The sequence below is a fragment of the Photobacterium aquae genome, from assembly GCF_001029445.1.
Taxonomy (GTDB): Bacteria; Pseudomonadota; Gammaproteobacteria; order Enterobacterales; family Vibrionaceae; genus Photobacterium; species Photobacterium aquae.
Genome location: NZ_LDOT01000013.1, coordinates 38,521 through 59,680, shown reverse-complemented (window position 1 = coordinate 59,680; position 21,160 = coordinate 38,521). Strand labels below are relative to the sequence as shown.

9 protein-coding genes are annotated in these 21,160 nt (G+C 49.3%); 6 read left to right on the top strand and 3 right to left on the bottom strand.

Translation table 11 applies throughout. The features are described 5' to 3' along the window. Nucleotides 1-52 precede the first annotated feature (52 nt). The 5 genes from ABT56_RS11170 (at nucleotide 53) to gltS (ending at nucleotide 17,170) form a co-directional block, all read left to right on the top strand. On the top strand, nucleotides 53-11,875 hold the full coding sequence (locus tag ABT56_RS11170) for a retention module-containing protein (RefSeq protein ID WP_047878955.1): 11,823 nt from the start codon (nucleotides 53-55) through the stop codon (nucleotides 11,873-11,875). Nucleotides 11,876-12,148: 273 nt separating this feature from the next. Next, the gene (locus tag ABT56_RS23910) at nucleotides 12,149-12,493 is read left to right on the top strand and encodes a hypothetical protein (RefSeq protein WP_157037824.1); all 345 of its coding nucleotides are present in this window, start codon (nucleotides 12,149-12,151) and stop codon (nucleotides 12,491-12,493) included. An 88-nt stretch (nucleotides 12,494-12,581) separates the two neighbouring features. Beyond that, on the top strand, nucleotides 12,582-13,625 hold the full coding sequence (locus ABT56_RS11165) for an SGNH/GDSL hydrolase family protein (RefSeq protein WP_047878954.1): 1,044 nt from the start codon (nucleotides 12,582-12,584) through the stop codon (nucleotides 13,623-13,625). Further along, nucleotides 13,622-15,724: a methyl-accepting chemotaxis protein gene (locus tag ABT56_RS11160; RefSeq protein ID WP_047878953.1), complete on the top strand. Its 2,103-nt coding sequence runs from the start codon at nucleotides 13,622-13,624 to the stop codon at nucleotides 15,722-15,724. The genes ABT56_RS11165 and ABT56_RS11160 overlap by 4 nt, the downstream gene beginning before the upstream one ends. A 219-nt stretch (nucleotides 15,725-15,943) precedes the next feature. Then, nucleotides 15,944-17,170, top strand: coding sequence for a sodium/glutamate symporter (gltS, locus tag ABT56_RS11155; RefSeq protein ID WP_047879024.1), 1,227 nt, complete (start codon nucleotides 15,944-15,946; stop codon nucleotides 17,168-17,170). 68 nt (nucleotides 17,171-17,238) lie between these two features. On the opposite strand, the gene ABT56_RS11150 is transcribed toward gltS, so the two are convergent. Beyond that, on the bottom strand, nucleotides 17,239-17,733 hold the full coding sequence (locus ABT56_RS11150; protein WP_047878952.1) for a hypothetical protein: 495 nt from the start codon (nucleotides 17,731-17,733) through the stop codon (nucleotides 17,239-17,241). A 443-nt stretch (nucleotides 17,734-18,176) separates the two neighbouring features. Here ABT56_RS11150 and ABT56_RS11145 point away from each other — a divergent pair, with 443 nt between their 5' ends. After that, nucleotides 18,177-19,064 carry a SphA family protein gene (locus ABT56_RS11145; RefSeq protein WP_047878951.1) on the top strand — a complete coding sequence of 296 codons (888 nt, stop codon included), beginning with the start codon at nucleotides 18,177-18,179 and terminating at the stop codon, nucleotides 19,062-19,064. A gap of 38 nt (nucleotides 19,065-19,102) precedes the next feature. Here the strand turns inward: ABT56_RS11145 and ABT56_RS11140 are convergent, their stop codons facing one another. Both ABT56_RS11140 and yidA read right to left on the bottom strand, forming a co-directional pair. After that, nucleotides 19,103-19,999, bottom strand: coding sequence for a hypothetical protein (locus ABT56_RS11140; protein WP_047878950.1), 897 nt, complete (start codon nucleotides 19,997-19,999; stop codon nucleotides 19,103-19,105). A 334-nt stretch (nucleotides 20,000-20,333) separates the two neighbouring features. Continuing rightward, on the bottom strand, nucleotides 20,334-21,143 hold the full coding sequence (gene yidA / locus ABT56_RS11135) for a sugar-phosphatase (protein ID WP_047878949.1): 810 nt from the start codon (nucleotides 21,141-21,143) through the stop codon (nucleotides 20,334-20,336). Nucleotides 21,144-21,160 lie beyond the last annotated feature (17 nt).

Here is a 21,160-nt window from a genome sequence, read left to right as displayed (position 1 = left end):
CGGTAAAACTAAGGGCAGGCTTTGGCTTAGGTTGCTAGAAGAGTTGTTCTATATGGCTGAATCTCCCTCTATCCAGCCGACGGCAGCGGCTGAACCGTGGTCTGCTTCCTCGTCTGCTGATTCGGCGCAAACCGGATCGGATTCGTCAGTGGTGGTGGTTGAACAGGGGACGGCAGTTGTCACATTGCCCGATCGTGAGGTGGTGGCTGTTCCCGCAGGTTATCAACTTGAGGTGCCTGTTGCAGGTGCCGTTGTTTTTGCTGATCCCGGAACCCTCTATGTCGTTATGAAAAACGGCAAGTTGGAGCTGGTCGATTGGCCATGTCCTACCTGTGTGCGTGTTGCCCCGAGTGATGCCGAGCGCAGGGCTTTGCTTGCGGAAGCGGCGGAGGTATCAGGCCGAGCTCAAGGCGATGACGTGGTGGTGTATCCTCTGGCGGCCGAGGCCTTTCCCGATGGTGCCGAACAGTTTGCCAATGCCCTGACGGCGCAAGAGCTTGAGAGCCTGCAAGCACAGATTCTGGCAGGGGAAGACCCAACAGCCTTGTTCGAGCCACCCGCTGCCGGTATTGGTGCTGGCGAAACCGCCAACGGTGGGTTTGTGGTGGTCGAGTACGACGGCGACAGTACTCTGACTGAGGCAGGTTTTGATACGCGCTATGAGCGCGAAGAATTTGATGAGCCCGATGATCCGCCACCGCTGTTTGCTGCCGGGGGAGGAGAAACAGGGAGCATGGTCCTGACTGAGGGCGATTTTCAGCCCAATACCTATCCTTCTACGTCTTCTGTGATGGTGACAGTTTCCGCCGCATCGCTGCCGTTAGATCCCGCAGCGTTTACTTTTGCCCCTCAGCAATTGGCCGAACTCTTGGCGGAATTGGAGGCTGAGCTGACCTCCAGTGGTCAAGCTATTGATTTTGAATTTGATCCCGCACGCAATGCTATTGTCGGTACAAGCGCAGGCAATAATGTAGTGGTGACCTTTCAGTTGACCGCTGACTCGACTGGGCGGGATGTCGATGTGACCGTGACCACCCAGCTTGATAGACCCCTTGATCATCTTTCCGCATCATCGGGTGGTTTGGTATCAAATATTAATGATGTCATTACGGTTTCCCTGCCGATACAAGGGGCTGATTTGGCTGGCAATGCCTTGGATAGCCCGATTGTTATAGCCAGTGCAATTATTGACGGTGTTGATCCGCTGTTTGGTTCGGATCCCGGTACTTTGATTGATGAGGCTGATTCGCTGGGGGTCGAGTTGGCAGGGGCTATCCCCTTGGATGTTGGCAGTGATGAAATCAATACCTTGGTATTCAACCCGCAGCAGCCCGATCTCGAGGGACTGACCAGCAATGGTTTTGCCACCACGTTGACTGTTAACGGCAACCAGCTGTTGCTGGTGGATAGTCGTGGTGAGTCGGTACTTACTGTAACTATCAATACTGATGGTTCCTATGTCGTCAATTTAATGCAGCCAATTGATGAGCTTAACCGTGCGGAACTGGTGCTTGAGTTGGCGGTTGTTGCCACGGATTTCGATGGCGACACGGCAACAGGCAGCATTGTGCTCAATATTGTTGATGGCAATAGTCCACCGGGGGGCGAAACGGGCGCAATTACGATTACCGAACCTGATTTGCAGCCTGATAGTTATCCCGGAACCGGGCAAGACATTATCGATATCGCCCCGGGAATCGACAGGCTGGATCCGACAACGGTGATGATTGATGAGCTGCAGTTGGCAGATTTGCTCGCTGCCCTGACGCAATCTCTGAGTACTGGCGGCAATGCATTGAGTTTTAGCTACGATGCGACGAACGGGGTGCTATCAGGAGCAACGACCAGTGGCGAACTTGTCGTTACCCTGACGCTGACGGCGGTGCAGAGCCCCGATGGGTTGGGGATCTCGGTGACGGCGGATTTGGTTCAATTGCGCCCGCTGGATCATCTCGCGGACGGAGCCAATAACCGTTATGTGAGTGTTGACGGCGAGCAGATAGTGATTTTGGTGCCGATACAAGCCAATGACACCGATGGTGATTTTCTGGATCAGCCAGCCGAGCTGACAGTAACGATCAATGACGGGGTGTTCCCGGCATGGGGGCAGGATAGCGGGGCGGCGGTCACGGATCCGGATAATACCCCGCCGGGGCTAGTATCGCAGGCCAACGGAAGCAATCCGGTGGATGTGGGCAGTGATGCGGTCTCGAGCGTGGTGTTTTTGGATACCAGCGAGCTGGCATCGATTATCGGTGGGTTGAGTAGCAATGGCCGCCCTGTTGATTATCGGATAGAGCAGAATCAGTTGGTTGTCACTGATAGTCAGGGAGCAAGTTTGCTGGTGGTCACTATCAATTTGGATGGTAGCTATCAGGTTGCCCAATTTGATGCGTTTGATCAGCCAGTGGACAGCAATCTGGTGCGGCTGCCCATCGCGGTGCGGGTGACCGACGACGACGGCGATTCTGCCGATAGCCAGATTGTGGTGACCTTGCAGGACGGCAGTGATCCTGCTGGCGGGGAAGCATCGGCCGTTGAGATGGAAGAGCCGGATTTAGAACCCAACCAGTATCCGCAAAGCGTGACAGCCACGTTGATACTGGTGGCCGGGGCCGATCGCCTGCTGCCGGATTCCGTGACGCTTGATCCCGCTCAGCTGACCGCAATTATTGCCGATTTGCAGGCGGCGCTTAGTTCGGCGGGGCAAGCATTGGCCGTGAGCTATGATGCAGCATCTGGTTTACTTGTGGCCAACTTGCCTGATGGCAGTGCCGTTTTGCGTATTGTTGTGACAGCTGTACAGGCTGCGAATGGCAATGATGTTGCGGTTTCGGTTGTGACCACCCAACTGCAGCCGCTTGATCACCTTGATTCGACAGTAAGCTCGCCCTATATCACCACCAATGGCGAGCAAATTGTGGTGAGCTTGCCGTTGCAGGCGACGGACAGCGACGGTGATGCCTTGGTGCAACCGGCTAGCGTGGCAGTCACGATAAATGATGGGGTATTCCCGGCGCTGGAATCGGGCTCGGGGGTCAGCGTTAATGAAACGCAAGACGAAGGTCAGGCTGTTACCGGGACGATTGCCATTGATAAGGGCAGTGACGATATTGCCAGCTTGTTATTTGCTGCTATTCAACCGCCCTTGGATCTGACCAGCAATGGCAGCCCGGTGAGTCTGGTGGTGGGCGGAACGCCTAGCGGCTCTGAAATCAGCTTGGTGGATGGGCTAGGCAATACCGTTTTGGTGGTGACATTGGCGGTTGATGGCCAGTATTCGGTTACCCTGAGCGGGACATTGGATCACGGCAACAGTGAAAGCTTACAAGTGCCGCTGGATGTTGTCGTCACTGACAATGATGGCGATCAGGCTCCGGGGCAAATCGTGGTTACAGTGACGGATGGCGATGATCCGCCGGGAGGCAATACGGTCGAGGTGACGGTGGTCGAGCCGGATCTTGAACCGAGCGGTTATCCTATATCAGCGACTCAAACGGAATTATTGCAGGCAGGAGCCGATCGTTTAGTGCCTGAATCGGTACAGATTGATCCGGCAGATGTGACTGCTATTTTGACCGAACTAGAAGCCGAGCTGACTTCGGGGGGCGGTCTCGCTTTGGTGTTCAGCTATGATCCGGCTTCAGGCATATTGCAGGGTGAGTTGGCTGATGGCACGGTAGTGTTGACGATCACTTTGCTGGCTACTCAGGCGGCCAATGGACAAGACGTGGAATTGGCTTTGACGCTGACCCAATCGGCTCCGCTTGATCACAATCAGAGTGGCAATAACAGCGGATTTGTTGCAGTTAACGGCGATGAAATCGTGGTGCGCTTACCGGTGACTGCCCAAGATGTTGATGGCGATAGTTTGGCGACTGTTGTGACGGCGACGGCCACCGTGGTTGATGGCGAGTTACCGGCGTTGCTGGCTGATAGCGGTGTGGCTCTCAATGAAACGGCAGATTTGAATTCGCCGACCCAAGGCCAGATAGGCGTTGATGTCGGTAGCGATGCGGTGGCGGCGATTAATTTCCTGACCGAGCAAACGGCATTCGATTCCCTGTTGAGTGATGGGGTGCCTGTTCAGTTCGAGGTTGTCGGCGGCAGTACACTTAATGCCTTTATTGTTGTCGACGGTAACCGGCAACCGGTATTGACCGTGGTCATGACCCCTACGGGGACGTATACGGTGACGTTGAGTAACAATTTGGATCACCTCAATGGTGATACCATCGAATTGCCACTCAATGTTGAGGTTGTCGATGATGATGGGGATATTAATAGCGGGACGGTGACGCTCACGGTGGCCGATGGTGATAATCCTGCATTTGGTGCTGATTCAGGGTTGGCGTTAAACGAGGGGGCTGAGGGTATTGTGTCGGGAAGCGGCAATATCGCGGTGATCCCCGGCAGTGACGATGTCATCTCCCTGATATTCCAGCCTAGTCAACCGGCATTTGATGGCTTGACAAGCAATGGTTTCGCGACCGATGTCACGGTGGCGGGAAACCGAATCACGCTAGTGCGTGCCGATGATCCATCCATTGAGGTACTGACAGTGACGATTGCCCTTGATGGTAGTTACGCTGTCACACAAAGCCAGCCTCTTGACCAAGATGTGGCGACGAACTTGAATACCTTGGTGTTGGGCGTTGCGGTAGAGGATCGTGACGGTGATTCGGCGACGGGCACGATCACTGTAACCGTCGAGGATGGTGTGGATCCTGCGGGCGGTAATACCAGTGCCATTGCTTTTAACGAGGGGGATCTGAGTCCGGGCCAAGGTGATCAGCCTTATCCGGTGTCAGGAGCAACGGTAACCCGCGTTGGTGCGGGTGTGGATCGTCTTGATCCTGCTTCATTGGTTATTGATCCTGCTCAGCTGGCCCCCTTGTTGGCGGAATTTGGCAGCGAGGTCACCGCAGGCGGATTGGCGGTAACGGCAACATGGGCCGGGAATACCCTTACGTTGGCAGCCGGTGGCGAGACGGTTTTGACTGCCGTGGTGAGTGCGGTGCAGGTCACTGGCAGCAAGGATGTCGATGTTTCGGTGACGGTTACCCAGTTCAAGCCGCTGGATCATAATGGCACCGACAATACCGGGTTGGTTCGTCAAATTAACGATACCTTGGTTTTTGATTTGCCGCTTCAGCTCCGTGATACCGATGGTGATCCGCTCCAGTCACCCGCCTTGATCACAACCACAATCAGCGATGGGCAAGACCCAGTTATCGAGGCGATCCCAGCGCTGCTGGTCAAGGAAAGCGATATTGACGCGGGCGGGGAGTTTCATCCCGGTTCGAATCCGTCAGGCGATGAGCAGGCAGCCAGCGGGCAGATAATCTTTGATAGCGGTTCGGATGAAATCATCGGCTATCAAGTGGATGTGACCGCATTCAACAATGCCAATGCGGGCACTCTGACAGCAGGTGGTGATCAGGTCATCTTGGTGTTCAATACCGCAGACAACCGCTATGAGGGGCTGGTTAACGGCAGCACGATTTTTATTTTGGTTTTTGCCGCTGATGGTAACTTCACCTTTACCTTGCTGGGGGCATTGGATCATGTTCAGCCCCAGAATGATACCCAGTTATCGTTGGCTTTTGTGGTAACGGCGCTGGATCAAGATGGTGACAGTAGCGCACCGGCGACCTTGACCGTAACGGTGGATGACGATATTCCCCAGACGGTAGATGCAGCATTTCAGGCTATAGAGGAAGGCAGTACAACAGCGACATTGGATATATTGACGGTATCACAGGAAGGAGCAGATGATGCTGCTGTAACGGCGGTGGTGATAGACGGGGTACGTCAGCCCCTTACCGGAACACCTGATGCGCAGGGCTTCTTTATTTTTGACGTCAACCAAAGCGGCCAGTTACTGGGTCAACTTCATATTAGTGCTGAAGGGCAGGTTTTTTTCGTCTCTTTGCCGGATGTCGATCACGGCGAAGCACCAATTGTCGTGGATCTAGGTTATGAGGTGACGGATGGCGATAACGATATCAGCCAGAGCACGCTGACAATCACCATTACTGACGAAGAGCCGACACTGGTGGTACAGGAATCGCAGGGGGTTGAAGATCAGGGACGAAATCCGGATGAAACAATAGGGGATCCGACGCAGGGGATCCCCGTTAATATGACGATTGATATCGGTGACGGGGATCGTGGCGAGCAGATTGGCGAGGTGTTCATTGTGCTTCCGTCTGAGCCGCATGGTGATTTTTATCTTAATGGTACTTTGCTAGTCCCGACGGGGGGGCAGGTGCAGATCCCCCCAGCTGCCTTTGTTGATCCTGATGGCGACGGCAATTTTGATCTTCAGGGCGTGACTTTCGTGCCCGATGCCGATTACTCCACCTTTGCCGAGCCCGGCAACTTGCTCGACTTCACTGTTACCGCCCAAGTGGTGACCACTGACGGGGCTGACCATCCTTTGCAAAATGGCACGCTGTCCATCAGCGTTCTGGGTATTGCTGATGCCCCGGCGTTTGCGGCCAATACCGTGACTTATTACGGCGACGGGCTTGAAGATGGGCCGAATATCAGCCTTGCCGATTCTTTTCAGGCTTTTCTGCAAGATACTGACGGTTCTGAGGTGTTGACCTATTTCATAACCATTACCGAAGGCGAAGGACAGATTATCGGGGATGGGATCACGGAAGTTTCACCGGGGGTTTTTGAAGTGCCGGTTGCTTCGGCCTCTTCGGTCGCCTTGGATCCGGCTGATAATTTCAGCGGAGATATACGCCTGACATTAACGGCCCAAAGTCGCGAGCTGGGGCATTTTGTCCCTGCATTTGAAACGGCGCAGACGGCGGAAACCCTGTTGGTGAACGTGCTTCCGGTGGCCGATGACGCGCAGCTCAAAGTGCAGCGGGTGTCTTCGCTGGAAGATGAAGCGATCGCCTTGGCTCCTTTGATCCAGCTGACCGAGTTGGATGACACTGATGATAATTTTGGTGTTGAAACCTTGTATGTGCGTATTTCTGAATTACCGGTCGGGGCGCAGTTGCTTCAGAATGGGGTCGCTTTGGTGCCCGATTCGGCGGGGGTCTATGAAATCCTGTATGAAGAGCTGGATCAAGTTCAGTTGATCCCCGTGCCGGAGAGCAATGTTGATTTTGCCATCAAGGTGGAAGGGGTCGTAAAGGATGTAGTTGATATCACCCTTGAGGATGGCACCGTCACAACGGTTGAGGATGTGCTGGTGACGCCGGCCCAGTTCATAGAAGTCGCCTTGACCGGGGTGGTGGATGAACCGGACTTTGAGCTTGGCGGCAGTAATTGGACCGATATTGTTGGTGGCCCCAACCCGGGGATCGAGACGACAATTGATGAAGATGATGCGGCAGTGCTAGATTTTAGCTTGGTGTCAGGCGAGAAAATCAATGCGCCACTCGATGATTCCGAAACCCTGACGTTTGTCTTATCCAATATTCCAGACGGAACCCGCATTTTTGATGCCGAGGGCAATGAGCAGACCTTGGTCTTTGTCGGTTTCGATCCGGTCACCGGGCTGCCGCGCTATGAGGTGAAGCTAACCGGTGAAGATATCGGCACGCCCGGCCAGCCGGTGGCAATTACGATCCGCCCACCGGAGAACAGCACTGAAGATATTGTGCTGGATGCCAGTATTATCGTGACCGAAAACGACGGTGATCAGGGGGAGTTCGAGTTTGATTTGGTGATCCATATCGAGCCTGTTGTGGATGCTGGGGACTATACCCGCCAGAGCAATGGGCTGGAAGATGCGTTCATCCCCCTAAACTGGGAACCTTCGTTGACTGACAGCAAGGAGGTGATCACCAATTTGGTGCTGGGAAATATTCAGCCGGGTTACCAGTTGCAGATCGATAATGGCGGGACAATTACCCCGTTGGTCATTGATGCAACAGGCAGTGTGACGATTACTCAGGCTCAACTGGCCGAACTGCTAGCAGGGGCACAATTGCAATTGTTGGCACCGCCTGATTCAGATCTTAATTTGACGGGGCCGACGGCGATTACCACTGAAGTGACAGTCAGCGAAACGGACGTGGACTCGCCAGCCACAGATACCAAGGTGGTTAACGGCACGCTGAATGTGATTATTCGCGCCGTTGTCGAGCCGGATGCGGAGCTTGGGGTATTGCTGCCGGGAGGGACGGAATTTGTCGAGAACATTGTCTCGCCTGACGGCAGCCTGAATTTGACTGGGGGGCCTGGGTCGGATGGTCAGATTGTGTTTGAGGATCTCGATCCCAGTAGTGACGAGGTGATCCTGTCGATAGTGATCACCTTTCCGGATCCTGATGTGGCCTTTGTGGTGATCGGGGCGATCAATAACGGTGACGGGAGCTGGACCGTACCGAATGGGAGTTTGGATGACATTCAGATTCTGGCGCCGGAAGGATTTGTCGATACTGTGACGGTTCAGCTGGCGGCAGAAGTTCAGGATTTGAGTGATGACGGTGATGTCAGTGCCATTGTTGAGGTGACTAGCAATCTGACCATCGATTTTCAGAACAATGTGCTCAACGATCAACTGGCGGCGGAGATAGTGGTTGACCAGAATGTAATTGTAACTGGACAGGAGGATACAGTTGTTGCGCTGGGGGGCTTTCTGAACCAGATTGTCAGTCTGGATACATCGGGTGGCGATATTCCCGATGATGAATTCTCATTGGTGATTAGTGCGGCCAGCCTGCCTTCAGGGGCGACGATTGCTGGAATGGATTTCAATTTCGTAACCAATGAATACGTCATCAAGGTAACGCCGCAAGCAGATGGCAGTTTGGATTTAACCGGTATCAGCCTCAACTTGCCGCAGGATTTTGCCGGTGATTTCTTGCTGGATGTGAAATATGTCAATACCGATGTGGCGAGCGGTGATACCAAGGAGGTGACGGATACCATTCCTGTCCGGGTTGATCCTGTCGTTGATGTGCCGGACCGGACAGGTGACCCTAATCGGGCACCGGATATCGGAGTTACGGTTGTAGAGACACAGGGGCTCGATGCCGACAGGCAGCCAGCAGAAGACGGAGAGCCGGAGGTTGTCTATCCCGGGATCGCCTATGAGGATGGTACGATAGTGTTGGATATTACTGCCACTGTCGCTGATATCAGTACCACGACACTTGAAGGGCTGGAAACCTTACAGCAGGTGGTCATTGATGTGGGCGGTGCTGGGGGCTTTTTGCTCAATGCTGCTGGAGAGCAGGTAACTAGCCTGACGATTACCGATATTACCCAGCTAGCTGATGTTCGCTATGTTCCACCACAAGATTTCAGTGGTGAAGTGAGTCTTTCGGTGGCGCTGACCATTGTTGATACCGCTGAATATGATCAGACGCCCGGGGCGGCAGTTCAGACAGATACGGCTAATTTTAGCGGTAATGTGGTGTTTGAGGTGATTGCTGTTAACGACGAGGTGGAGTTCAGCGGATTGGAAAACCCTATTGTTGGGGATGAGGACAGTGGGGCGATAAGTTTTGCCGGGATCAGCGGTCAGGTGGTTGATATTGATGGTTCAGAGTCCATTGTGTCGATCAAAATCGTCAATGTTCCCGAGGGCTTTATTATCGATGGCGCTGCCAATAACGGTGGCGGGGAGTGGAGCGTCGCCGTTCCCGTGGGCAGCACGACGTTTGATCTGTCTGGGCTGGGCTTGATCCCCCCTAAGGATTTCAGTGGTTCGGTTGAGCTCGGGATTGTGGTGTTCTCGAAAGAGGACAGTCTCGAGTTACCTGAAGAAAATACTGCAACGTTTAATGTCGTGGTCAATCCCATTGCCGATCGGGTTGATACCGATGTCACCCCAACAGCGTCTGGTACTGAAGATGAAAATATTCCGCTTATCCTTAATATTCAGGCGTTGGACAACAGCGATAGCTATACCGGCACGGCGACCAATGTGACAGAAAATCCTCCCGAGACCTTGCAGATTCAGCTGAGTAATGTGCCTGATTCCAGTCAGATTGCCTTGCCTGCAGGGGTGGCAGGGAGTGTGAGTGATCAAGGCGGCGGGGTGTGGTTGGTCACGGTGGCCAGTTCGGATCTGGCGGAGCTGGTCTTTGTTCCCGGTAATGCCAATAGTAACAATTGGAACGGACAGCTGGATATTGAAATTCGAGCTGTGGATCAAACAGATGTTGCTCCTGATCCGATTGCGGCATTTGTCACGATTACCTTGGATATCGACGCGGTGAATGATGCGCCGGTCAACCAGGTACCGGCTTCGCTTACCGTCGATGAAGACGGTGTGCTGCTGATTAACAGTTTGCAGGTGAGCGATGTTGATATTGATGAGGTTAGCGTAGGCTTAATGACGGTGACTCTTTCCGTAGCGAACGGGATTTTGTTGGTACCGCCCGGCTCGCCGCTGGCCGGGATAACGGTGACCGGGGATGGAAGCAATAGTTTGGTTTTGGAAGGCGCGTTATCGGCGCTTAATACGCTGCTTTCATCAGGGGTTAATTACCAGCCTGATCCTAATTTCAATGGTGATGACAGCCTTCAGATGGTCAGCAATGACCAAGGCAATACGGGAACGGGAGGGCCGCTGCAAGATAGCGACGATGTGCCGATTACCGTACTCCCAGTTAATGATCCGCCTGTTATCAGCGATGTCCCGGATCAGACGACAGAGGAAGATACGGCGCTGGTGATTAGCGGAATTGCGGTATCAGATGTTGATTTCAATGAGGCAGGTTCCAGTGGTGTTATGACAGTTAGTTTGACTGCTGGAAACGGCACATTGACCGTTGCGGATACCGCAGGCGTAACGATAACAGATAACGGTACAGGAGCTGTGACTCTAGATGGTAGCTTGGCGGATATCAATACGGCGTTGGCGGCTGGGGTGACGTATTTGGGCGTCGCGGATTTCAAAGGAGAGGATAGTGTTACTGTTACGGCGAACGACAATGGTAATGTCGGCGCGGGTGGGCCGCAGCAGGCAAGTGCAACGATCAATATTACGGTGACCCCTAAAGCTGAGCCCCCGATCTTGGCGCTGACAGTGCCGCAAATGGCAGATACGCGCGCAGCGTTGGGAATATTGGTGCCCTTGTTGGGGCTAGCGGTGAGCGCCGCCGATGCCGACGAGGCGCTGTTTGTCGAAGTGCGTAATTTGGGTGATGGCCGATTAGTGGATACTAGCGGGGCTAATGTCGGTGTGGATAACGGTGATGGTAGTTGGCGTGTTGCGGCAAGCGAGCTGGATGGGGTGTTTGTCGCTGATCTGCCTGAGGGGCAGAATACATTGACTGTAGTGGGGATCTCACAAGAAAGTGATGGCAGCGAGGCGGAGTCGACAGAGCTGCTTATCGGGATTCGGATGGATAACCTGACCACCACTGGCAATGACATTGGTGCGGGGGACTCAGATAGCGAGAATCTGGTCGTTGGCGGTAGTGCTAATGAGCGACTTTTTGGTGGGCTGGCTGATGATATCTTGGTTGGTGGCACCGGCAGTGACCAGTTATTTGGTGGTGCGGGCAACGATCAATTATGGGGTGGGGAGCTTAATGGTACGGGGGATGGTGCTGCTGATATTTTTGTTTGGCAGGTGGGCGATGTCGGTACTGCCGGTGCAACAAGTGTTGATACTGTCAAGGATATGGAAATTGGCCTGGATCAGCTGAATATCGCAGAAATACTCCCCGATGATGGCGGTAGTGACCTTGATCGTTTAATCAATAACATTGCAGCTACTGTGGCTGATTCGCAGTCATTACAGTTGGATGTGGCAACAGTCGCAGCCAGTTCCCAGCAAATTATCTTGGAAAATATTGATGTGGCTGGGCTAGGACTGGATACGGGGTCAACTTCGGCAGAGATCGTCAGCCAGTTGTTTAATAACAATACCTTTATCGTGGATTAGATAAGGCAAGGGGAGCGGTTTATCTGGTGTGTTATAGAGAAAATCAGACTTAACTTTTACCCTTCCCTATAATAATAGCCATTATCACTGTATACTGGCGATAATTTTATGGAAATTAACATATAGAACTGAATTGCGGGTTTATACCCAATGGTCATATTTTCGGTGGAATTAACTCATCGAAATGATATGTTTTTAACTATTATTTTCTTTAGTTAAATCCATTACGGTCGATAGTTAATCATTAGACATTTAGCTTGAATAAGTTTCTTTATGGATAAAGTACGAGTAATAGCGTTAATTGTGGCAAGTATTTCGAAGGGTTTGGCCTCTTTTGGCTTTATTTTTCATGCTCTTAATGTGCAATCATTAATGCCGAAAAAAGACATGAGAGTGCAAGTTCAAGCACAAAACAGTCGTTTTCTTGCAACATTATCTACAATTATTATTGCTAAATATTCTTATTCTAATGTGACAATCATTGTTACAGATAAAGGTTTCCCCCTCCTCTCTGGTATATCTTGTAGGTATACATTGTTATCTGCGTTGGTTTGTATTGTAAGCGGCGATAACATGTTTATTCCTTTTTGTCATATGGCGAAGCTTGTCCCCTCGTAATTCAGTGCTCAATTTAATATCAAATTAAAAGATTAATACCCTCGTCATGTAAATGACTCATATTATTTAATTAACAAATAAGAAAAACATGAATAAATTTACCTTAGCGACACTTGCTACACTTATTCCTCTCTACACGCATGCTGCAGATTTCAATACCATCTCAAACTTTGGTGATAGTCTGTCCGATATCGGCAACAAACATATGATCACTGTCGATATGAACCAGAAAACCTCAGGAAAAATAGGCATTCGTGCCTCTGAGCCGAATTTTAATGGCCATTTCAGCAATGGTCTCGTTTGGACTGAATACTTGGCCGATTTCCTCGCGATGCCGATGCCGACACGAGGTCATGGGAAAATCGAAAGCAAGGTAGTGCTTAAAAACCAAGATGACAAAATCGTGACCTACCAGTATGAAAGTGCGCCCTTGTTAGGGACCAACTGGGCCGTTGGTGGTGCGATGTCTGGCTTGGGGAATTTTATCGATATTGATGCGGCCAATGGATTTACTGCCTCTTCAGGCCTAGACGTGCTGACAAACAGTGGTCAGCAAATTAAACAACGTATTGCCCATAAAGGCCAGTTCAAAGGCAATGAGCTGATTAGCTATATGAGCGGAACGAATAATCTGTGGTTTACCTTGTTCGGTGATCTTAACCAAACGGGTGACAAAGCGGCATCTTACGCTCTAGCTGATATCAAATCCTTGATTGATGCGGGGGCAAAACAAATTCTTGTTGCCAACATTCCCAATTTCGTTGATGCACCATGGTTTGCAGGTCGACAGGACATAACGGTTCCGTTTATCCAGTCACACAATCAAGCATTGAAAACAGGCTTAGAAAAGCTGGCGGCAAGCCATTCTGATACTGAGATCTTTTATTATGATACGTTCGCCGTATTTAATAAGGTGATTGATGATGTGAAAAATCATGGTGAGTACCGTGATGCAAAACTGGATGTCACTATTACCAACGTGACTGATGAAGCCTATAGCTATGCGACAGGGGCTGTGATCGCCCAGCCAAACCATAATCTATTCTGGGATGGCCTTCATCCGACAACCGCAATGCATAAAGTCATGGCTAAGCATGCGGCCGATCTTATCAAAGCTGGGGAGCCGTTGTGATTTCACTTAAATCTATACGCCATCAAATCATTATTGGTGCCGTAAGTTGCCTATTAATATCGCTTATTGCGGTACTGCTTGTTGGTCAAAAATACGCCAGTCAGCTTGAAGAGATGGTGTACAACAAAACGTATGCGTTTTCTGATCAACAGCTGACTCAGCAGCTGGAATATACCAGCAAATACAGTTCAGCACAGATTCAAAACCAGCTATCTGTCGCGATGGACTCCGTTGAAGCGCTAGCCAGTGTGTTATCTGGTATGGCGAGCGGTGAGCATGGTCAAACTAAGATCAGCCGTGAAGATCTGTCATTGGCTGTGCGTGATTTGCTGGCGAGTAACCAGAAGTTTTTAGGGGCTTATATCGCTTTTGAACCCGACGCCTGGGATGGAAAGGATGCGTTTTATGAAGCCATCGATGGTAAAGGCCAATTCAACGTGTATTGGACCCGTGATAGCGGTAACCAATTAAAGCCTTCATCGGTCGATTCGGATCGGTTTTATAGCCAAGAGCAGACCAAAATAGGGACTCGCGTCAGCGAATGGTATCTTTGCCCGCTTGAGACCGGAAGTAGCTGCCTGATAGATCCGTGGGTATACAATGTTCAGGGTAAACAGGTATTAATGACCAATATAGTTACCCCGATCAAGGCCAATGGTCAAACTATCGGCATGATTGGTATCGATTTATCGGTAAACTTTATCAATGAGTTGGCACTTAGTCTGAAACAGAACCAATTTGGGCCAAATTCTCATGTCAGTATTATTACTTATCGTGGTGTTGTTGCGGGTGATACCAGCTCGAGTGCTCAGCTCGGAGTTGTGTTGCCAGACTGGGCTAAGCAAAAAAGCCAGCTTCAAGCGGGTAAGCAATCATGGAATGAGACGGACAAGGATTCCAACTTAGTCACACCGATTACGGTAGGAGACACCAATACCCCGTGGATGTTGTCAATTACCATACCTAAAGCGGATCTGTTTGCAGACATTAATGGACTACAAAAAGAGCTTAGGACGTCATTCAGTGATTTCCTTAATGCTCAGTTCATCGCTGGCCTGTTGATTTCGGTATTGGCTCTTGCCATGCTCTACATACTGGCTAAACGTATCTCTACACCGATCCAGCAAGTGGTAAATATTGTTCAGCAGCTCGGTCAGGCTGGTGGTGATTTGACCTTCCGTTTGGATGTAACGAGAAAAGATGAAACGGGCGCTCTGATGAAGGGGCTTAATACTCTGATGGCTTCGTTGCAGAGTATGATCCGTGATATCGCAGGTTCTGTCGATCATTTGAAGCTATCGGCAAATCGTTCTGCCGGTATTGCTGAAGCATCACATCAAGATGTACAGCAGCAACGTCAGGAACTGGAACAAGTTGCTACAGCAATTAATGAAATGGCCTCTACGGCAAGTGAAGTTGCCAATAGTGTTGCGACCACAGCGAGTTCAGTTGAGGAAGCAAATCAAGTCATTATGCGTTGTAGTGACGTTGTTAATGACAGCGCTAGCGTCATTAATCAATTAGGTGAGGAAATGGAGCGTTCTTCTTCGACCATTATTGAATTAGAAACTCAGAGCCATCAAATCCGCAGTATTCTAGATGTGATCCGTAGTATTTCAGATCAAACCAACTTGCTGGCTTTAAATGCCGCGATAGAAGCAGCTCGGGCCGGTGAGTCCGGACGTGGTTTTGCCGTTGTTGCTGATGAAGTTCGTCAGTTGGCCTCAAAAACGCAAAATTCTACGGAAGAAATTCAGCAGATGATTAACCAGTTCCAAGGTCAAATCAAGCTGACAGTAGAGACGATTGCCAATGGTAAAACCTTTACCCAGAACAGTATCGAAAGCAGCAAAACGGTCGTCGTAGAGTTAGAGTCCTTAATGGCTTCGATGTCAACCATCCAAGATATGATGTGTCAAATTGCTACGGCTTCTGAGGAACAACATCAAGTGACTGAAAATATTAACCGTAATATCAATGCGATCACCGAGATAACCATCAAAGCAGCTCAAGGAGCAGAGACATCAAATCAGGAAGCTCAAGGAATATTGGAGCAAACCAGTGAGGTTGAAGATAAGCTAAATAAATTTAAGTATTAGGATTAACTTCACCTTTCCTAGCGGCGACGTCGTCGCCGCTATCTTTAGCCCTTGGCGGCCAATCGTTACAATCTCTTCGCTGTAAATTCGAGAACTTAGGGCTGTCGCAGTCAGTATCCGCGTGGGTGTCAGTGCAAATTATGAACAATTAATCAGGTGATGTTTATCTTTGTTTGATAGGTTAGATATAGACTTACAACAAGGATATTGAATATGGAAATGGATTGGGTAAGTGGCATTTTACGGTTTGACTCGTTTTTTGCGGTGACAATAGGCATTTTGGTCTTGTTTGTTGGTCGTCAGATCAACCAGCGGTTTGCACCATTGCGCGAGTTCAGCATTCCTGAGCCGGTAACGGGCGGGATTTTGTTTTCGGTACTGATTGCACTGGTTTATATGGCGACGGATATCGAGATATCGTTTAATCTTGTCGCCCGTGATGTATTGCTGGTGTATTTCTTTACCACGATCGGGATCAATGCCAGCTTGAAGGACTTACTTAAAGGCGGTCTGCCATTGGTGATCCTGCTAGCGATTACAATAGGCTATATGGTGGTGCAAAACCTGACAGGGATTGGGGTTGCTGCTATTTTTGGGCTCGATAGTGCGGTCGGTATGCTGGGTGGCAGTGTCTCTTTGATTGGCGGGCATGGTACGGCAATCGCGTGGTCACCGAGGATCTCCGAAGGTTATGGTATCAGCAACGCGATGGAGATAGGGATTGCCTGTGCAACATTTGGCCTGATTTTAGCTAGTTTAATGGGCGGGCCTATCGCCAAATTCCTTATTACGCGACATAACCTCAAACCTGAGCAAAAAGAAGCCCTGGATGTCGGCGTAACCGAAGAGAGTGACAATGGGCATATCAGTGGCTTTGATTTTCTTGATGCCATTTTCTCCATTCATATCTGTGTCATTTTGGGCTATATCCTCAATGGCCTGATTGATAGTGCAGGTTTGCAGTTGCCGCTTTTTGTTACTTGTCTGTTTGCCGGTATTGTGATGACTAATGTGGTACACGGGACGGGTATCCGCCGAATGACAGGTACACACTGGCCAGCAAGAAAGCCCGCGATTGCCTTGATAGCGGATATTTCCCTCGGCACATTTTTGGCAATGTCGCTGATGAGCATGCAGCTATGGACCTTGATTGATTTGGCTGGGCCGATATTTGCCATTTTGGCGGCGCAGTTTACGGTTGCGGTACTGATTAACTTGTTCGTGGTCTTTCCTGCAATGGGTAAGAATTATGACGCTGCGGTGATCTGTTCGGGGTTCGGCGGTATTTCGCTGGGCTCAACACCTACGGCAATGGCAAATATGTCTGCTGTGTCTCAACGTTATGGTAACTCCCACCTTGCATTTATTATTGTGCCTTTGGTTTGCGCATTTTTTATTGATTTGGTTAATGCGTTGGTGATCCCGTATTTTCTTTCTAGTTATTGATAAGTATTAAATAAGGTTTGTATCAGATTGATTTTTAACCACCGCCAATGGCGGTGGTGATATATAATTTAGTTTATTTGTGAAACTGATATTTCATTAGTTTTCTTGAGGAGTTCTAATGCGAAGGGCTTTAACGATTCACTAGGTTCTGACTGTAAGTATATAACTAATGAGTCAGATAGCGACTTTTTCATTTTCAATAACTTTTCTTTTTGATCCCCATTAAAATCGGTAAAAACTATACCTTCTAATTCATTTAGCCATTTATTGAATGATCTAGGATGTGAACTTAATATTGATAATGTGAAATCAGTATGTTTTTCTATGGCTATAATAAGTAATGGTGATACTTCGCCAGAGACAGCACCATCTCTTTCAATCCATATGTTTGTAAGTGTGTTTAAATCCTTAATTATCTCATTTGTTTTTCTGTTTTTTAAATCCATTTCAATTAATCTATGATTTTCTTTCATCCACTCAAGATTTAAATTTGTATGAATGCCATAACTAAAAGCACTCGTGCTAAATAGCAAAAGTATAATTGGGAATATTTTTTTGTTCATTTTAGCTTCCTATTTGGTTGTATGTTTTTTATTAGATTTAAAATTATTTTTTTATTTTCTATGTTGTTAATGCTCTAGTGTTGATGAACTAGAATTTATGTTAACGTATGATGTTTTATAGTGTTTGTTTTGTAATTATCTTTTGGACTTGATTCAAAAAATGATTTTTATTTTGCAATAATTTCAAAAGAATGAATGTCGTTTTTGTTTTAAGTAATGATTTATATTCATTATTTTTTAACATCATCTCTCATACGGAATAATAAACTTGAACTTCATTATTCCTAAAATCATCATATAGAATATATCTATGAGCTGGAATCTAGCTATGCTTGTACAGAGTAGCGGCAGATAACAGGATGTTTATGCAAGCGTTCAGAGCTTCCTCATTGGTTCGATGCCACATGGCACGTTATGGTTATCGATATTGTTTGTTGGCCTGTATGGCAACTGTACTTCCTTGCCGGGCCGAAGAGGGAGGTGTCGGTCATTATGTTCCGGGTACCTTGAGTCGTGTGATGGCAATGCTGCCGAGTGAGGGCAGCATGGCGGTTCAGTTTGCTTATGTTGATACCCAAGGTGAATTTCCCAGTGAGAAAGTTGTGCCTGTAGCTGGAAAGAGTGTGACGCAATTTGCTGTGGATAGCCGTGAATATCGCCTCGATATGATATGGAATACCGGGGTGGATGCTGGTCATGGTTGGACATATAGCACTGGTTTAAGTGTACCTTACCTCTCGGTCCGTAGCGCGGGAAGGGGGGGGACCGACAGCGCATCCGGATTGGGGGATATCGTATTGGCTCCATTGATCTTAACGCATGGCTGGAGCGAGCACTGGCGGACTGATATCCGGTTTGCGGTTCATACCCCAACGGGGAATTATGACAGGGAGCGAACAGCCAATCCTGGCCGACACTACTGGACGTTCGAGCCAGCTATCGGTTTGTATTATATGCAGCCGTTTACCGGGCAAATGTTCAGCGTTTACGGGGGCATGAATATCAATACCACTAATACGGCAACGGATTACCATACTGGGACGCAAGTGTTTTTGGAGTCAACTCTAACGCAGAGTGTACTGATGCTTGGGGGAATGGTCGGGCTTGGTATCACTGGATTTGCCTATCAACAGGTGGAAGGCGATAGTGGAAGCGGTGCGCTAGAGGGGGCATTTAAGGGTCGCGCTTTGGGGCTCGGTCCAGTGTTGCAGTACAGAGCACAGTTGGCGGGGGCACAATTGGCGGCTGATATGGAATGGCGTTTTCCGTTTGCTACTCAGAATCGTCCTGACTCGGATAGCTTTTCAGTACGTTTGCAGCTGATTTACTAAGTAAGCGCGGCATTGGCAATGCCGCGCTTGGATATGGCTTAACGTTGGAACGATAGGCCCCACATCAGCACTTTGTTCTTTCCGTTAGATGTGTCGTGTGAGCTATGTGCCGAAATTCGGATACGGTCAGCGTACACGGTGCGTGGAAGTGTGAATTCCTGACGCTGGTATGATGGTCCGTAGATTTGAGGGAATTCAAAGCGACCGGCTTCTTCCCACTCCATTGTCATTCGATTCCAGATAGAAAAGCTGAATGTCTTCAAGCGTGTACCATCAGTCAGGTTAGCCGAACCAAGACGGAATGTTTTTAGGCGCATTGGTTCTTTGAAATCTATAGTGAAAGACATTGGCATTTCATGGTAGTACTCCTCTTCGGCTTGAAGGTACAGACCCTGAGACAGGTTTAGGTTGAAATCACCGCTGTTGGTGAAGTGTGGCTCTAGGCCTCCTACGTCCTGAAGAAAACTGTCAGTCAAAACGTTCGCGTGGCTATTCGGTTTGTAGAAAACCTCATCAGGCATAAAACTGGCGATATCAGAATAGGTAGGAATGTCATCTGTAAGCACACGCGTCGTCAGGGTGAAATCACCTTTCTCACCGTTAGGACCGAACCAGTTACCCGTCCAGTGCTCGTTAGATACGTTACCTACAAACCAGTTTCTTGTTTCGCCGTTATGGATTTCGAACTGGAATCGTTCTTTCTCACCTGACCCGATATAGTGGCTATTCTTGTTTTCTACCATGCCGGAAACCATTTCGCCGGACTGTGTTTTACCAATAATGGTATTGCCTGATAGATCCATCTTCAGCTGAAGGTTTTCCTGATAGTCGATTACACCATCCAGTGTATTGTCGTAATGCAGGTAAACCGTCTCATCACTTGCCGAAACAGTCATCGGTAGCGCCAGCAGTGTAGCAAGCAGTGTTTTTTTCATTTTTATAAATATCCTAACAATGTGACTCTATTATGTGGGACTTTGTCTGCCTATTTGCTTGGGCAGAAATATGTTGAGCAAGTCCAAATTTGAAGGCGGCAGCAAGTATATTTATTTAAATGATTTGAGATGAAATATCACAAACGCTGGATCGAGATCACGCCATATAGGGGAGTGTGGTGGGCATGCTTTCGTAGAATCGCGTTTTCTTGAGTATGTTTGCGATGTATAGATTTCGAGCTGGGAGGGCTTACAGGAAGGGATTAATCACTAAGTTCAAAGAGTGAAGGCACAGTAGCAATAAGGCCGCTGTGCCTTGAAAAGAAGCGAGGGATCAGGCGTTCAGAATGAACTGCTCGATAACAGCCGCAACGCCATCTTCGTCATTGCTCAGGGTAATGTGGTTGGCAATGGCTTTGGTTTCATCTGTGGCGTTACCCATTGCCACACCCAGGCCAGCATATTCGATCATATGGTGATCATTACCGGCATCACCCATACAGATCACTTGGCTAGCATCAAGGCCAAGATGTTCCGCAAGCATGGCAACACCTGTGCCTTTATTGCTATTAGGATTCATGATTTCAAGGAAGAAAGGCGCACTTTGGACAACGGTGTAGTTGCTGTAAAGGGCTTCAGGCAGTTGGGCAATGGCACGGCTTAGGATATCCGGATCCGCCACCATCATTACCTTGATAACCTCTTCGTCATCGGCAAGCTCTGCAAAGTCAACCACGGTTGTTTCGACCCCGTTGATTTCAGACTCGTGCTCGGTGTACGGGTTGTTTTCTGGGGTGATTAAGCCTCGTTCAGGGGTAAAGGCATGGATAAAGGTGCCGAGGTCATGGGCAAGGCTTGCAATGTTCTTTGCATCGCGGCCGGTCATAATTTGTTTGCGGATCACTTCTTTGCTGGCGACTCGCTGAACGAGCGAGGCGTTATAGCTCAGGACGTAATCGTGATCTTCTGTCATACCGAGTTCATCAAGGTAACGGGTCATTCCTTCAAGCGGACGACCAGAAGCCAATACGACATGAACGCCGTTATCACGGGCTGCTTGGATAGCTTGTTTGGTTCGAGGGCTGACGGTTTTCTGCGAGGTAAGCAGGGTTCCGTCCATATCAAGGGCAACCAGTTTGTACATGAAATACATCCATTGGT

What these genes read in the sequence shown, in the direction of transcription:
- ABT56_RS11170 (WP_047878955.1), top strand. Translation starts at nt 53, where the DNA reads ATGGCTGAATCTCCCTCTATCCAGCCGACGGCAGCGGCTGAACCGTGG.
- ABT56_RS23910 (WP_157037824.1), top strand. Translation starts at nt 12,149, where the DNA reads ATGGATAAAGTACGAGTAATAGCGTTAATTGTGGCAAGTATTTCGAAG.
- ABT56_RS11165 (WP_047878954.1), top strand. Translation starts at nt 12,582, where the DNA reads ATGAATAAATTTACCTTAGCGACACTTGCTACACTTATTCCTCTCTAC.
- gltS (WP_047879024.1), top strand. Translation starts at nt 15,944, where the DNA reads ATGGATTGGGTAAGTGGCATTTTACGGTTTGACTCGTTTTTTGCGGTG.
- ABT56_RS11150 (WP_047878952.1), bottom strand. Translation starts at nt 17,733, where the DNA reads ATGAACAAAAAAATATTCCCAATTATACTTTTGCTATTTAGCACGAGT.
- ABT56_RS11145 (WP_047878951.1), top strand. Translation starts at nt 18,177, where the DNA reads ATGGCAACTGTACTTCCTTGCCGGGCCGAAGAGGGAGGTGTCGGTCAT.
- ABT56_RS11140 (WP_047878950.1), bottom strand. Translation starts at nt 19,999, where the DNA reads ATGAAAAAAACACTGCTTGCTACACTGCTGGCGCTACCGATGACTGTT.
- yidA (WP_047878949.1), bottom strand. Translation starts at nt 21,143, where the DNA reads ATGTACAAACTGGTTGCCCTTGATATGGACGGAACCCTGCTTACCTCG.